The organism is Streptomyces sp. NPDC029044 (assembly GCF_040637495.1).
In the GTDB taxonomy this organism is placed as follows: domain Bacteria; phylum Actinomycetota; class Actinomycetes; order Streptomycetales; family Streptomycetaceae; genus Streptomyces.
On sequence record NZ_JBEZWN010000021.1, the window covers coordinates 63,803 to 77,125 of the forward strand.

Here is a 13,323-nt window from a genome sequence, read left to right on the forward strand (position 1 = left end):
CGGGGCAGCGTAGGGGAACGGTCCCCTCGCCGGGAACCGAAATACGGGTGCGTGCACGTGCCGTGGCCCCCATGATCGGTGGGTTGTCCTGTCGCCGCCCGCAGATCGGAGACCTCACGTGATCCGCCGCGTCACCGTCCCGGCCCTCTTCCCGCCCCCCACCTACTCCCACGCGTCCGTCGTCGAGGCCGGCACGCGGCTGGCGTTCCTCGCCGGTTCCGTACCGCTGGGCCCGGACGGCACTCTCGTCGGGCCGGGGGATCCGGTGCGGCAGGCCGAGCAGGTCATCGCCAACCTGCGGGAGCAACTGGACGCCGTCGGGAGCGATCTGGCGCACGTCGTGGCGACCGACGTGTACGTGGTGAGCGCTGAACCGGCCGTACTGTCCGCCGTCTGGAGCGTGGTGGAGGCGTCCGGCCTCAGTGCGGGTCCGCACTCCTCGACGCTGATCGGCGTGGCGTGCCTCGGGTACACGGGGCAGCTGGTGGAGATTACGGCGACAGCCGTCGTTCCCGAGTAGGCGAGGACCGCCATGTTGATCGAGCACCGCGGGCGGCGCCCCGTCGTCCCCGAGTCCGCGTACGTCGCCCCGACGGCCGTCCTGTGCGGGGCCGTCGTCCTCGGTGAGCGCAGCCGGGTGCTGCACGGGGCCGTGCTCACCGCGGAGGACGGCGAGGTGCGGGTCGGGTCGGACGTCGTCGTGATGGAGAACGCGCTGGTGCGGGGGCGGTCGGCGCACCCCGCCGTGATCGGTGACGCGGTGCTCGTCGGCCCGCACGCCCATGTCAACGGGGGGACCCTGGAGGACGAGGTCTTCGTGGCCACGGGCGCCTGTGTCTTCCCTGGGGCGGTCGCGGGTGCCGGTGCGGAGCTGCGGATCCACAGCGTGCTGCACGTCAACTCCGTGCTGCCGCCCGGGACCGTCCTGCCCATCGGCTGGATCGCGGCGGGCGCGCCCCGGGCCCGGCTCTTCGCCCCCGGGGAGCACGACGAACTCTGGCAGATCCAGGAGGCGCTGGACTTCCCCGGCACGGTGTACGGCATCCCGCGGGGCACGTCGATGCGGGAGGTGATGGCCCGGCAGGCGGGGTTCTACGGGGCCCATCACGACGACGTCGTCCTCGACGGCCCGGCCTGAGCTACTGCCTCGACGTCCTGCCCCACGCCCTCCGTTTCGGGAGCGGCTCGGCGTAGCTCCCCACCCGGCTCGTGGTCAGCCCGAGTGCCACCAGGGACTCCGCCAGTTTGACCGCCGCGGCGACCCCGTCGACGACCGGCAGGCCCAGCTTCTCCCCGACGGCCCGTTGCAGCCCCGTCATGCCGGCGCAGCCGAGGACGAGGACCTCAGCCCCGGCCGCGCAGGCCCGTTCGGCGGCCGCCAGGAACGCCGTCTCGGTGCGTTCGTCGTCGCCGAGGTCGAGCACGTTCAGGCCCGTTCCGACGATCGCCGCGCAGTTCCGCGCCACGCCCGCCGTCTCCAGGCTGTCCTCGATCTGGCCGCACGAACGCTCCAGCGTGGTCACCACGCCGTAACGGCGGCCCAGCAGGCAGGCGAGGTGCGCGGCGGCCTCGGTGATGTCGACGACCGGTACGTCCACCAGTTCCCGCACGCCCTCCCTGCCGTGCTCCCCGAATCCGGCCATGACCACGGCGTCGTACGGCGCTCCGTCATAGGTCGACAGCGTGTCCAGGACGGCCGCGGCGGACAGGTAGCTGTCGAGCCAGCCTTCCGCCGATGCCGGCCCCCAGGCGGGAGTCAGTCCGGTCACGGTGGTGCCCGGACCTGCGGCGGTCCGGGCACCTCGTACGATCTCCTCGGTCATCTCCTGCGTGGTGTTGCAGTTGGTGACGACGATTCGCACGTCTCTCAGACCTCCGCGGTGGCGCGCTCGGGACGGCACAGGACGGCGTACAGCCCGGCGGCGATCGCCGTGCCGATGAACCAGGAGTACGGGGCCACGTCGCTGAAGGTCTTCACCAGCGCGAGCACCGCCGCGACACCGGCCGCCGGCAGGAACGCCCACAGCGCCTTGGGGTTGAAGCCCTTGCGGTAGTGGTAGCGGGCGCCGGGAGAGGCGTCGAACAGCTCGTCCACGTTCACGCGGCCGCGCTTGACCCAGTAGTAGTCGACCATGATCACGCCGAACAGCGGGCCGAGGAAGGCGCCCAGGCCGCCGAGGAAGTAGTTCACGACGGTCGGGTTGGAGAAGAGGTTCCAGGGGGTGACGAGCAGGGCCGCGACCGTGCTGATCATGCCGCCGATCTTGAAGGTGATCTTCTGCGGCCACACGTTGGCCAGGTCGTACGCCGGGGAGACGAAGTTGGCGACGATGTTGACGCCCATCGTGGCGATGGCGAAGGTCAGCGCGCCCAGCACCAGCACCCAGGTGTTGCCGATCTCGGCGACCAGGTAGGCGGGGTCGGTGATCTCCTTGCCGAAGACCTCGAAGGCGCCCGCGGTGACGATGACCGACACGATCACGAAGGCCGTGGAGTTGATCGGCAGGCCCCAGAAGTTGCCGCGTTTGACGGAGTTGTAGTCGGGGGCGAAGCGGGAGAAGTCGCAGAAGTTGAGCATCAGGGTGCCGTACGTGGCGAGGACCAGGCCGATCGCGCCGAACCACTGGCGCCACTGCTCGCCGACGGAGACCGGGTGCGGGGTCGAGGTGAGCGAGATCGTCCAGCCGGCCTTGTAGAGGATCCACACGGCCAGGGCGATCATCACGAGCCAGATCGCGGGGCCGCAGAAGTCCTGGAACTTGCGGACCGACTCCATGCCCCGGCTGATGATCGCCGCCTGCACCAGCCACAGCGCGATGAAGGAGACCCAGCCGAGCGCGTCCAGGCCGAGGAAGGAGTTGTGCGTCCACGACTCCAGCCCGGGCCAGGCCGCCAGCAGCATCACGTTGACGGCGACGGAGGCGAGGTAGGTCTGGATGCCGTACCACATGATGGCGATCACGGCCCTGATCAGCGCCGGGATGTTGGCGCCCCAGATACCGAAGGCGATCCGGCTGACCACCGGGAAGGGCACGCCGTGGCGCTGCCCGATCTTCCCCATCCAGTTCATGCCGATGTAGATGATCACGAATCCGACGAGCAGGGACGTGAAGATCTGCCAGACGTTCATGCCGAGGAAGAGCAGCCCGGCGGCGAAGGTGTAGTTGCCGAGGTTGTGGACGTCGGACATCCACATGGCGAAGAGGTCGAAGACCTTCCAGTTGCGCTTCTTGGCGGGTGCGAGGTCTTCGTTGGTGAGCCGGGGATCGGGGACGAACGCTGGGATGCCGGTGTCTGCGGCACGGTCGGCGAGTGACACGGGGGGCCTCCATGAGCAAGGGGACGACGGAGGACTGCACCGCAGGACGGGGGGCACCCTGCGAGGTGTTTGGTATACCAAACTGCGGTCATGGTCTCCCCGTCAACCGTTCCGACCGATGTCGCTCTTGTTAACGCCCCGTAAAAGACACCTCGCGTCGACGAAGATGGGCTGCATGACGAAGATCGAACCCCTCGGAGCGGTCCGCGAACGCGTCACGGCCGATCTGCGCCAGGAGATCATCGCGGGCAGCCTCCGTCCCGGCGACCGCCTGGTGGAACGCGAGCTGGCGGAACGATTCGGGGTCTCGCGTGTACCGGTCCGGGAGGCGATCCGGGCCCTGGTCGCCGAGGGCTTCGTCCACTTCGAGACACCCCGCCGCACCGTAGTACGCCGTCTCACCCCGACCGACGTCAAGGAACTGTTCGAGCTGCGGGAAGCCCTGGAGGTCTACGCCGCCGGACTCGCCGCGTCCCGGGCGACGCCGGAGGACCTGGCGGAGGTCCAGGAACTCGTCGACCGCGCGGCCACCGCGACCGAGGCCGGGGACGCCGAGGTGATCACCGACGTCAACAGCCGTCTGCACGACCGCATCATGGCGATGGCGGGCAACAGCCTGCTGACCGAGGCCCTGGAACCGGTCGCGGGCCGGCTGCGCTGGATGACCCGGCGCAACGAGGAGTGGCCGCAGCTCCTCGTGGAGCACCGCGAGCTGTACGAGGCCATCGCCTCGGGCGACCCCGAACGGGCCCGCGCGCACGCGCTGACGCACGTGCGGACCAACTACCGCTCCACGGTCCGCCACCTGTTCGGCGAGGAGGCCCCCTAGTGCTGTGACCGTGAAGGTTTGCCGGGTTGGTCGCGATGCCCCTCCGTCACCGAGTGTTGGACAGCCCAACCTGCCCCGCGGTTGAGCATCCTGAGGTCCTCCCTCAGTGGGTGCGCCCTCCTCCGCAGGGCGGAGGCAGCCCGCCGTGGTGGACGACGCGCGGCTGCCATGTTCAGAGCCAGCATGTACGTCATGACGACAGCCGACGCTCCCCTCCCCACCGCTGCACCCGCGCCTGTCTGGGCTCGCCGCGCTGCCCACGCCGTCGCGCTGTGCGCGGTCCCGTCGGGTCTGTGGCGCATCGCCATGGCATCCGGTGTCTATGTGGGCTACAGCGACCAGGTGCTGCGCGACGTCTTCGACATCCCGGGCTGGGGCATTGCCTACGTCGTCGGTCTGTCCGTCCTTGCCGAGCTGGCGGCTCTCTTTCCGCTGCTGCTCGTCAGCGACCGGTGGCGGCCGCTGCGCCCCGGGGCCCTCGCCGCGCTTGCCTGGACCGCCTCGGGCGTCCTGGTCCTGGTGGCGCTGTGGCAACTCGTGGTTGCTTTCACCGTCGAGAGCCAGACATACATGTCGAGCGGTACGGCACAAACTGTCTGGGGCATCGCCTTCGCCCCGCTGTTCGCCATCCCTGCCCTGATGACCGCGGTGACCTGGTCGTACGCAAAGCGGCACCGGGCACGGGGACAGGCATAGCCCGTAGCACGTGCTCGAGATCAGCTACTCGCTTTCCCTCGCGGGCTGAAGTGCGCCCAAAAAACGGTGTAGATCGGGGCGCTGTCGGGCCGCGCGGCACGGATTGACTTCAATGCTGCCAGGCTGTTGGCGGTGCCCTGCGACGGTGGTTGACGCCCCACAGGGCGTCGTCGCCGACGGAATAGCAACCGTCTCGTCGGCCTGGACCAGCTGCGCGATCACCGGCACGCGGTTCCCGCCGGCACACGCACACGCACACGCCAGCAGCATCATCGCCCGCCGGGAGCGAACCGAGTCGGTACTGCCCCGGCGCACTATCTGCTGCAGCTTTTGCCCTTCCTGATCGGTCAGACTGCGCACCCGCACAGGCTCGGCCACCACACCTCCAGCGGTCGGGACGGACGCCATGCCCATCCAACCGCTGCAACCGCCACCCCGGCGAACCTGTGCGGTCACAGCACTAGGGGGCGCCGGTGGGCAGACCCGCCGCTCGCCCGGCCGTGCGCAGGACCTCGCGCAGCATCGCGGGGGTGAGCCGGCCGGTGAAGGTGTTGCGCTGGCTGACGTGGAAGCAGCCGAAGAGTTCCAGGCCGTCGAGGGGGTACCGGGCGCCGTGGGAGAAGGCGGGGCGCGGCCGGGGCACGGACCAGCCGGCTGCGGCGAACGCGGGCAGCGCGGCCTGCCACCCGAAGGCGCCGAGTACGATCACGGCCCGTAGCGTCGGGCGCAGCAGCCGCAGTTCCTGCACGAGCCAGGGACGGCAGGTGTCCCGCTCCTCGGGGGTGGGCTTGTTGGCGGGCGGGGCGCAGTGCACGGGCGAGGTGACGCGCACGCCGTACAGTTCCAGGCCGTCGTGGGCGTGCTCGGCGGTCGGCCGGGAGGCGAGGCCCACGTCATACAGCGCCTCGTAGAGGACGTCTCCGGAGCGGTCACCGGTGAACATCCGGCCGGTGCGGTTGCCGCCGTGGGCGGCGGGGGCGAGTCCCACGATCAGCAGCCGGGCGTCCTCGGGCCCGAAGCCCGGCACCGGCCGGCCCCAGTACGTCCAGTCCGCGTAGGCGGCTCGCTTGACGCGGGCCACCTCCTCACGCCAGGAGACCAGCCGCGGGCAGGCCCGGCAGTCGGTGATGCGCCGGTCGAGGAGGGTGAGTCCGCTGGCGTCCATCACTCCACCGTAGGCGCAGGCGCGGTCGTAGTCGTCACGGGGGCGAGATCCCCACGGACCGGTACAAACGCGCCCGCCGCCGGGCCTCAGACTCCGCTGACCTGCACGGCCCGTTCGTCGCTTCGGCGCAGCCAGAGCAGAGCCCCGGCCAGCAGCACGGCGCCCGTCAGGAGCCACGGCAGCGGGCCCGGCCGCAGCACCCCGACGGCCAGGCCGGTGAGCGCGCCGACCAGTTGCTGGGCGAGGGACTGGACGGACAGGGCGGTGGCGCGGCCCGCACCGTCGACCCGGCGGTGCAGCAGGTCGTTCTCGTTCGGGGCCGCCGCGCCGAGACCGAGGTAGACCAGCCCGAAGCCGGCGACCGCGACGGTCGTGGCCGCCGGGTGGACGGAGGAGGCGGTGACCCCGAGCAGCAGCAGGCCGCCCGCACCGGCCGCGAGGCTGACCAGCACGGCACGTTCGCCGCTGCCCGCGATCCGGGCGGTGAGCGGCGCGAGGTGGCTGCCGAGACCGGAGCAGAGGAAACCCGCGCAGGACAGGGCGGCATAGACCATGGCTCCCGAGCCGTTCGAACCGGTCAGCGCCGTCGCACGGCCCGGTACGAGCAGTTCCACGGCGGCCAGGGCGCTTCCGGCGGCCGCGGCGCCCAGCAGGATCCGGCGGACCAGCGCGTCCCGTCCGCCCAGCCGGAGCCCGTCGACGACCGTGACCGGGACGCCGCGCAGCACCGAACGCAGGGTGGCCGACGGCCTCGGGGGCTCCCGCAGGGCGGTGAGCACGTACGCGACGAACACGAGCCTCAGTGCGGCCCCCAGCAGCAGGGGAACGGACAGGGGCAGCACCGCCCCGGACGTCGCCCCGCTCAGCCGGGCACCGAGGTCGGGCCCCAGACCGAGCAGCCAGGGCAGGGCGCCGCCGAGCAGGATGCCGGCCGCGAGGGCGGCGGAGGTCGCGGAGCCGCCCCGGGCCAGGCCCGTGCGCAGCTCGGCGTCCGGGCCGGAGCACGCCTGGACGGTGTCGACGTACCAGGCCTCGGCGGTTCCGCTGGCCAGGGCCCGGGCCACGCCCATGAGCACCATGCCGGCGGTGAGCAGCCAGGCGGAGGTGCCGAGGCCGATCAGCACGAAGGCGACGACGCCGAGCACCCCGGCAGCGGCCAGGACCGGGCGACGCCCGAGGACGTCCGAGAGGCCTCCCGTAGGCAGCTCCAGCGCGGCCACGGTCAGCGAGTGCGCGGCGAACAGCCCCGCCACCGCGGCGAGGGACATGCCGCGCTCGGTGAACAGCAGGACCATCGTGGCCATGCCCAGCCCCGGCGGCAGCCAGAGGAGCGCGCAGACGGTGACGTACCGGCGGCGAGCGGCCCGCTCCCCGGGCGGCTCGGTCATCAGCGGCGTCACGGGGTGAGGTCTTCGGCGTCGGGGGCTGTGGTGTCAAGGGCACCGGGGTCGCGGTCTTCGGTCGCGTGATCCTCGGCCGCGTGGTCCTCGGGCCTGCGGACTTCGGTCTCGCGGGCTTCAGGCGCGCGGGCTTCAGGCGCGCGGGCTTCCGAGTCACGGACTTCCCGGTCACGGACTTCCCCGTCACGGACTTCCCCGTCACGGACTTCCCCGTCACGGACTTCCGGGTCACGGTCGGCGTGTTCCTGGCCTGCGCGTTCCTGGCCTGCGTGTTCGTGGCCGGCCAGCGGAAGTCCGGCCGCGACGAACACGACGTGTTCGGCACTCGGATCGTCCGCGTCCCGCGCGGTCAGTTCCTCCAGCTTCCCGGCGACGGTGTCGAAGAGCTCGGTGAGCGACGCGGCCGTCAGCCGGGGCATCAGGTCGGTGATCCCAGACGGCTCCACCCACTCCTGGCCCAGCCGCCCGGCGGCCAGGTCCGCCTCGTACCGGGCGAGGGATCTCTCCAGGTGCTCGATCTGCCGCCGTCGTGCCAGGCCCACGAAGGCCCGGCCCGCCTCGGTGGCCTCCATCGACTCGTTGCTCCAGGACGTCAGGGTGTGCAGCGCCCGCCAGCGCCGCTCCCGCCCGTCGCGGTGCTCGGCTTCGGCGATGAACGCGTACTTCGCCAGCACCCGCAGGTGGTAGCTGGTCGACGCCGACGACTCCCCCGTCCGCACGGCCAGCTCACTCGCGGTGGCGGGCCCGTCCTGCCGCAGCAGCCCGAGCAGTTGGATCCGCAGGGGGTGGGTGAGCGCCTTCAGAGCGGCGGCGTCCCGCTCGGGATCGAGTACGCGGTTGTGCTCGTCGCTGTCCATGCCGGGAGGCTAAGCGGCCGGACCACTTAACAAAAGGGTTTTTGCAAAACTTGTTTGGCAGAGTCCGGTTAGGGGAGCGATATTTCGCCCGGCGGGGCGCCCCGGAGGATTAAGGTCGGGGCATGGCTTCTCAGGGTGCGCAGCACGACAGGACGGACGGGACCGCGGCCCCGGCGGCCGAGTCCCCCGCGCCGGCCGGCAGTTCGGCGGACGGCGAGACCCGGCCCCCGGACCCGAAGGTCGCCGCGGCGATCGCCGCTGCCGAGGCCGCGGGCCCGCAGGCCGGCACGACCGTCCGCGTCGACAGCTGGATCTGGTCCGTACGGCTCGTCAAGACCCGTTCCATGGGGGCCACCGCCTGCCGGGGCGGCCATGTGCGCGTCAACGGCGAGCGGGTGAAGCCCGCCCACGGGGTCCGTGTCGGTGACGAGGTGCGCCTACGGCACGAGGGCCGCGAGCGGGTCGTCATCGTCACGCGGCTGATCCGCAAGCGGGTCGGGGCGCCCGTTGCCACCCAGTGCTACGTCGACAACTCCCCGCCGCCCCCGCCCCGCGAGGCCGTCGCCCCCGCCGGCATCCGCGACCGCGGCGCGGGCCGGCCGACGAAGCGCGATCGCCGCGACATGGAACGCCTCCGCGGCATGCCGGGCCCCGGCAGCGTGCCCGGTCTCGGCCCTGGTCCGGGCGGCGGCCCCGGCTCGGGCTTCGGCAGCGGCTCACGCGAACGGAGGCCGTGAGCGGGCCGAGGGATCGGCACCACTCCACGGACCGGCGCCCGGGACGGGCCTACAGCCCCTCCCCGACAGCGCCGGAGCCGTACGCGACGCGCCTCCCTGCGGTCACACCCGCCGGCTCAGCAGCCGGAGCAGATCCGCGTTGTGCTCCCGCCGCGCCCACGCGATGAGGGCGAGCGGCACGATGAGGATCACCGGCGTCGCCGCATACTGCCCGTCGAAGACGGATATCTGCACGACGAAAGCGCCCACCATCAACGCGCCCAGCGCCATCGCCGCCGCCGACTGGAGCACCGGGATCAACAGGGCGACGGCCCCGGCCAGTTCGAGCGCGCCGATGGTGTACATCCCCGCGCTCCCCCAGCCGAGCCGCTCGAACGACTCGGCAGCCGACGCGTGCCCGATCAGCTTGGGCAGGGCGCTGGCGATCGCGTAGAAGAGGGCGAGCAGAACCTGTAGAGCGCGCAGGGCGATCCGGGCACGCCGCCCACGAGCGGTCACGGACTCGGCGATGACGACGCCGGCCGGGGTGGAGTCGGCGGTGACGGCAGCGGTGGTCTCGGACATGAAGGTCTCCTGGGGTGAAGCGGTCCGTGTGGTGTCGCGGTGTCGGAGAGATAGACCGGCCATCGGCCAGGAACTCATCGCCGCCGAGACGCCGAGACCCAACTGGAGGCGCCTCCGCGCAGACCGTCACCGCGGCACCTCCGCCCCCCACCTCCACGGGCAGAGCCGTTCGAGTCTCTTCCTCAGGTGGGGAGCCGCCCCGGACCCACTCCCTCCGTCAGGCGCTCGCGCACCCCCACCGCCTAGGCCTCCGCCACAGCCCGCACCCATATCCGGTCCTCTGTCAGATAACGGTCCACCTTCAGGCCCGACTCCTGGAGGGCCTCCTCGAACTGCTCCTTGGTCAGGGGCCGCGCCCGGAAGGTCTGGGTCCAGACCGCGTCCGGGAACTCGTATTCCGCACGCACCGAGTTGACCCCGTCGCCGACCGGTTCCGACGAGGCGATCCGCACGGTGAAACCGCTGGGGTCCTCGCGCTCGCGCGGCACGTTCTCGTGGTAGTCCTCGCCCTCCCGCTGGATCAGCACGCAGCCGCCCCTCGCGACATGGCGTGCGCAGGTGCGCAGCATGCCGCGCCGCACCTCGGCGTCGCCCGTGTGCACGAGGAACGACGCGAGCAGCACCACGTCGAACGTCTCGCCCAGGTCCAGCTCCTCGATCGGGCCGCATATCGTGCGTGCGCCGCGCACGTGTTCCAGCATCGGGGCGGACTCGTCCACTGCCGTGACCGTGAATCCGCGCTCCAGCAGTGCGTGGGTCATGCGTCCGACCCCGCTGCCGAGCTCCAGGATGCTCGCGCCCTCGGGGACGGCGGCGGCGATGACATCCGGTTCGTCCCCGACGGGCAGCCGGGAGTAGAGCTCCACCGCGCAGCCGTCCGGGGTGATGGCCCCGGGGCCCGTCCCCTCGTACCCCTCACGCATGTTCATCTCCATGCCCGTCCAACGGCCCGCATCCGCACGCCCGTTCCCGTGACGGCAACCTTCACCCGACCGAGTGAACGGGATTGCGTGGGCGGGGAGTTGAGAGCGGGATGGGCACCGCCGGAGCCTCATGGCCCCGGCGTCCGCGGTGAGTGTCCGTCGCAGGGCGACCAGGTCGTCGATGTCCTCGTGCGGCACCGCCAGGTCGAGCACGATCTCAGGCAGAGTGTCGGGCAGGGTGTCGAAGCCCGGCAGCAGGGGCGGCTCCCCCTGTCGGCCTTGGTGAACCCTCGCCACGAGGAGTACGTTGCAAGCAGGAGTGGTGATCGAAGGATGCGTACAGGCAGCGAACCTCGGACCGCGCGCAGTGCCCTGCGGGCGCGCTTCTGGCTGAGCGTGTGGGGGCTGGTCTGGGCGCTTTTCGGCACGGTGGCGTTCGCGCTCGCCGGGCGGAACGGGTGGGCCATCGCCTGCGGTGTGCTGCTGCTGGTCGTCACGTTCGACCTGGCCGTCGTCCTGCGGCGCATCCGGCAGGGCCCGCACTACCAGCCGGGCCCCGGCATCCCGCCCTATCAGCCGCCGGACCAGCGCCCCTGAAGCAGACGGGGGCGGCTCACGAGTCGAAGTTCGCCGCCTTCAGGAACTCCGGGTTCGGATCGAGCGCGGCCGCGAGACGGAAGTGGCGTTTCGCCTGGTCGGGACGGCCCTGACGCTCATAGGTCCGGGCGAGCGCGAAGTGCGCGAAGGCGTTGTCCGGCTCCCGCTCCAGGACGATCTGGAACTCCAGCTCCGCCGGCCTCAGCTGCGCAGCGGCGAAGAAGGCACGCGCCCTCAGCAGCCGCGCCGCGGTGTTCTCCGGGTGCGTGGCGATGACCCCGTCGAGCAGCTTCACCGCGCCCCGCGGGTCTCGCGCAGCGAGCAGCTGCTCGGCGGCGCGGAAGTCGATGACATGCGTCTCCGGAGTACGTCCGGTCGAACCGCTGGTCTCGGGCACGGCAGAGTCCTTCCCTCACTGGACGGTTTCAACGCCCCCACGGGGTGCCGCTATTCCGCGGGAGACGACCGGGGCGCCTGTGACCTGCGCACGAGCTGGGCCCACACGTCCTTCACGCGCCGCTCCAGATCCTCCAGCGGGACGTCGTTGTCGATCACGATGTCCGCGATCTCCCGGCGCTGCTCGCGCGTCGCCTGGGCGGCCATCCGCGCCCGGGCGTCCTCCTCGGTCATGCCGCGCAGCCGGACGAGCCGGTCGAGCTGGGTCTCGGGGGCCGCATCGACGACGATCACCAGGTCGTACAGCGGTGCCAGGCCGTTCTCCGTGAGGAGCGGGACGTCGTGGATCACGACCGCGTCCTCGGCGGCGGCCTCCTCCAGCTCGCGGGAGCGGGCGCCCACCAGGGGGTGCACGATCGAGTTCAGGGTGGCCAGCCGGTCCGCGTCGGCGAAGACGATGGCGCCGAGCCGGGGCCGGTCCAGGCTGCCGTCGGCGGCGAGGATCTCCTCCCCGAAGGCCTCGACGACCGAGGCGAGCCCCGGCGTCCCCGGTGCGACGACCTCCCGCGCGATGCGGTCCGCGTCGATCAGCACGGCCCCGCATGCGACGAGCAGCCGTGACACCTCACTCTTGCCGGCACCGATGCCCCCGGTCAGGCCCACCTTCAGCATGTCCCGCAGCTTAGGCCCTGCCACCGACAGGGGGCCGGCCCGGGCCGCACCGGGGTCAGTTGTCGCCTTCTCGTTCCGCCAGGAACTTCTCGAACTCCTGACCGATCTCGTCCGCCGACGGGATGTCCACGGGCTCGGCGAGCATGTTGCCCCGGGTCTCGGCGCCGGCGACGGCGTCGTACTGGTGCTCCAGGCCGTCGATGAGCGCGGTGAGGTCCTCGTCGCCCTCGCGGATCTGCCGGTCGATCTCCGTCTGGGTGCGGTGGGCGTCCGAGCGCAGGGCGTGGGCGATGCCCGGCAGGACCAGTCCGGTCGCCGCCGTGATGGCCTCCAGCACCGTCAGGGCCGCGTCCGGGTAGGGGGAGCGGGCGATGTAGTGCGGGACGTGGGCGGCGACGCCCAGGACGTCGTGCCCGGCCTGGAGCAGGCGGTACTCGATGAGGGACTCGGCGCTGCCGGGCACCTGCGCCTCCTCGAAGGGGCTGAGGTGGCCCGGGACGAGGTCGGCGCGGTTGCCGTGCGGGGTCAGGCCGACGGGCCGGGTGTGCGGGACGCCCATGGGGATGCCGTGGAAGTTCACGGAGAGGCGGACTCCGAGGCGCTCCACGATCTGTTTCACCGCGGCGGCGAAGCGCTCCCACTCCACGTCCGGCTCGGGGCCGGACAGCAGCAGGAAGGGCGCGCCGGTGGCGTCCTGGACGAGCCGCACCTCGAGGGCGGGGTCCTCGTAGTCGCTCCAGCGGTCACGCTTGAACGTCAGCAGCGGCCGGCGGGCTCGGTAGTCGACGAGCCGGTCGTGGTCGAAGCGGGCGACCACCTGGTGGGGCAGCGAGTCGAGCACGCGGTCGACGATCTGGTCGCCCGTCTCGCCCGCGTCGATGTATCCGTCGAAGTGGTAGAGCATGACAAGTCCGGCCGACTCCTGGGCGAGCGCCATGTCGACGACGGCCAGCCCCTTCGGCTCCCAGGCGTACAAATCCTGCGGATCAAGCACAGTGACCGCTCCTCCTCGTGTTCACACTGCACAACGCCGTTGCGGGCACGGGCATTCCCGCAGGAGGAGATTCATGATCTTGGCAGGCAGCGGGAGGCCTTCAGGGGCGGCGCGAACCGCGCGCTCAGCCGCCGACCGCCCGCAGCCGGACGGAGGACGACACGACTGAGGGAC

General features: G+C 71.7%; 15 protein-coding genes and 2 pseudogenes. 6 read left to right on the forward strand and 11 right to left on the reverse strand.

The genetic code is table 11. The features are described from left to right. Positions 1-118 precede the first annotated feature (118 nt). The gene (locus AB0E85_RS19115) at positions 119-520 is read left to right on the forward strand and encodes a RidA family protein (RefSeq protein ID WP_361928335.1); all 402 of its coding nucleotides are present in this window, start codon (positions 119-121) and stop codon (positions 518-520) included. A 12-nt stretch (positions 521-532) separates the two neighbouring features. Next, a complete protein-coding gene (locus AB0E85_RS19120) occupies positions 533-1,138 on the forward strand; it encodes a gamma carbonic anhydrase family protein (RefSeq protein ID WP_361928338.1) in 606 nt (201 codons plus the stop codon). A gap of 1 nt (position 1,139) precedes the next feature. On the opposite strand, the gene AB0E85_RS19125 is transcribed toward AB0E85_RS19120, so the two are convergent. Beyond that, positions 1,140-1,862, reverse strand: a complete 723-nt coding sequence (locus AB0E85_RS19125; RefSeq protein WP_361928341.1) for an aspartate/glutamate racemase family protein — start codon at positions 1,860-1,862, stop codon at positions 1,140-1,142. Positions 1,863-1,867: 5 nt separating this feature from the next. Further along, positions 1,868-3,319, reverse strand: coding sequence for an NCS1 family nucleobase:cation symporter-1 (locus AB0E85_RS19130; RefSeq protein ID WP_361928344.1), 1,452 nt, complete (start codon positions 3,317-3,319; stop codon positions 1,868-1,870). A gap of 175 nt (positions 3,320-3,494) precedes the next feature. Between AB0E85_RS19130 and AB0E85_RS19135 the strand changes: the two genes are divergently transcribed. Then, complete coding sequence (locus AB0E85_RS19135; protein WP_107458578.1) at positions 3,495-4,148, forward strand: GntR family transcriptional regulator; 654 nt, start codon at positions 3,495-3,497, stop codon at positions 4,146-4,148. A 183-nt stretch (positions 4,149-4,331) separates the two neighbouring features. Then, on the forward strand, positions 4,332-4,844 hold the full coding sequence (locus tag AB0E85_RS19140; protein ID WP_361928422.1) for a hypothetical protein: 513 nt from the start codon (positions 4,332-4,334) through the stop codon (positions 4,842-4,844). Positions 4,845-5,036: 192 nt separating this feature from the next. Here the strand turns inward: AB0E85_RS19140 and AB0E85_RS19145 are convergent. The 4 genes and pseudogenes from AB0E85_RS19145 to AB0E85_RS19160 all read right to left on the reverse strand — a co-directional run. After that, positions 5,037-5,222, reverse strand: a pseudogene (locus AB0E85_RS19145) (IS630 family transposase); the annotation flags it as partial. Positions 5,223-5,304: 82 nt separating this feature from the next. Then, positions 5,305-6,009 carry a uracil-DNA glycosylase gene (locus AB0E85_RS19150; RefSeq protein ID WP_361928348.1) on the reverse strand — a complete coding sequence of 235 codons (705 nt, stop codon included), beginning with the start codon at positions 6,007-6,009 and terminating at the stop codon, positions 5,305-5,307. Between the two features lie 86 nt (positions 6,010-6,095). Beyond that, on the reverse strand, positions 6,096-7,397 hold the full coding sequence (locus AB0E85_RS19155) for an MFS transporter (RefSeq protein ID WP_361928425.1): 1,302 nt from the start codon (positions 7,395-7,397) through the stop codon (positions 6,096-6,098). A 293-nt stretch (positions 7,398-7,690) separates the two neighbouring features. Next, positions 7,691-8,266, reverse strand: a pseudogene (locus tag AB0E85_RS19160) (helix-turn-helix domain-containing protein); the annotation flags it as partial. Between the two features lie 122 nt (positions 8,267-8,388). Between AB0E85_RS19160 and AB0E85_RS19165 the strand changes: the two are divergent. Further along, on the forward strand, positions 8,389-9,003 hold the full coding sequence (locus tag AB0E85_RS19165; RefSeq protein WP_361928351.1) for an RNA-binding S4 domain-containing protein: 615 nt from the start codon (positions 8,389-8,391) through the stop codon (positions 9,001-9,003). A 102-nt stretch (positions 9,004-9,105) separates the two neighbouring features. Here AB0E85_RS19165 and AB0E85_RS19170 read toward each other — a convergent pair whose 3' ends face one another. Beyond that, complete coding sequence (locus AB0E85_RS19170; RefSeq protein ID WP_361928354.1) at positions 9,106-9,567, reverse strand: DoxX family protein; 462 nt, start codon at positions 9,565-9,567, stop codon at positions 9,106-9,108. A gap of 242 nt (positions 9,568-9,809) precedes the next feature. Continuing rightward, entirely contained in the window at positions 9,810-10,490 is a 681-nt protein-coding gene (locus tag AB0E85_RS19175; RefSeq protein ID WP_361928357.1) for a class I SAM-dependent methyltransferase, read from the reverse strand. Between the two features lie 333 nt (positions 10,491-10,823). Here AB0E85_RS19175 and AB0E85_RS19180 point away from each other — a divergent pair, with 333 nt between their 5' ends. Further along, the gene (locus AB0E85_RS19180) at positions 10,824-11,087 is read left to right on the forward strand and encodes a DUF6343 family protein (RefSeq protein WP_361928360.1); all 264 of its coding nucleotides are present in this window, start codon (positions 10,824-10,826) and stop codon (positions 11,085-11,087) included. A gap of 16 nt (positions 11,088-11,103) precedes the next feature. Here AB0E85_RS19180 and AB0E85_RS19185 read toward each other — a convergent pair whose 3' ends face one another. Genes AB0E85_RS19185 through AB0E85_RS19195 form a run of 3 tightly spaced genes read right to left on the reverse strand, consistent with a single transcriptional unit; the run spans position 11,104 to position 13,149 of the window. Further along, positions 11,104-11,484: a tetratricopeptide repeat protein gene (locus tag AB0E85_RS19185; RefSeq protein WP_033310634.1), complete on the reverse strand. Its 381-nt coding sequence runs from the start codon at positions 11,482-11,484 to the stop codon at positions 11,104-11,106. Positions 11,485-11,534: 50 nt separating this feature from the next. Continuing rightward, complete coding sequence (gene coaE, locus AB0E85_RS19190; protein WP_361928363.1) at positions 11,535-12,155, reverse strand: dephospho-CoA kinase; 621 nt, start codon at positions 12,153-12,155, stop codon at positions 11,535-11,537. A gap of 55 nt (positions 12,156-12,210) precedes the next feature. Then, positions 12,211-13,149 (reverse strand): PAC2 family protein, encoded by a 939-nt coding sequence (locus AB0E85_RS19195; protein WP_361928365.1) that lies wholly within the window; start codon positions 13,147-13,149, stop codon positions 12,211-12,213. Between the last annotated feature and the right edge of the window lie 174 nt (positions 13,150-13,323).

Bases quoted from the DNA above. Each gene is read 5' to 3' on its own strand.
- AB0E85_RS19120 (WP_361928338.1), top strand. From the start codon at position 533: ATGTTGATCGAGCACCGCGGGCGGCGCCCCGTCGTCCCCGAGTCCGCG.
- AB0E85_RS19135 (WP_107458578.1), top strand. From the start codon at position 3,495: ATGACGAAGATCGAACCCCTCGGAGCGGTCCGCGAACGCGTCACGGCC.
- AB0E85_RS19140 (WP_361928422.1), top strand. From the start codon at position 4,332: ATGTACGTCATGACGACAGCCGACGCTCCCCTCCCCACCGCTGCACCC.
- AB0E85_RS19150 (WP_361928348.1), bottom strand. From the start codon at position 6,009: ATGGACGCCAGCGGACTCACCCTCCTCGACCGGCGCATCACCGACTGC.
- AB0E85_RS19155 (WP_361928425.1), bottom strand. From the start codon at position 7,397: ATGACCGAGCCGCCCGGGGAGCGGGCCGCTCGCCGCCGGTACGTCACC.
- AB0E85_RS19165 (WP_361928351.1), top strand. From the start codon at position 8,389: ATGGCTTCTCAGGGTGCGCAGCACGACAGGACGGACGGGACCGCGGCC.
- AB0E85_RS19170 (WP_361928354.1), bottom strand. From the start codon at position 9,567: ATGTCCGAGACCACCGCTGCCGTCACCGCCGACTCCACCCCGGCCGGC.
- AB0E85_RS19175 (WP_361928357.1), bottom strand. From the start codon at position 10,490: ATGCGTGAGGGGTACGAGGGGACGGGCCCCGGGGCCATCACCCCGGAC.
- AB0E85_RS19180 (WP_361928360.1), top strand. From the start codon at position 10,824: ATGCGTACAGGCAGCGAACCTCGGACCGCGCGCAGTGCCCTGCGGGCG.
- coaE (WP_361928363.1), bottom strand. From the start codon at position 12,155: ATGCTGAAGGTGGGCCTGACCGGGGGCATCGGTGCCGGCAAGAGTGAG.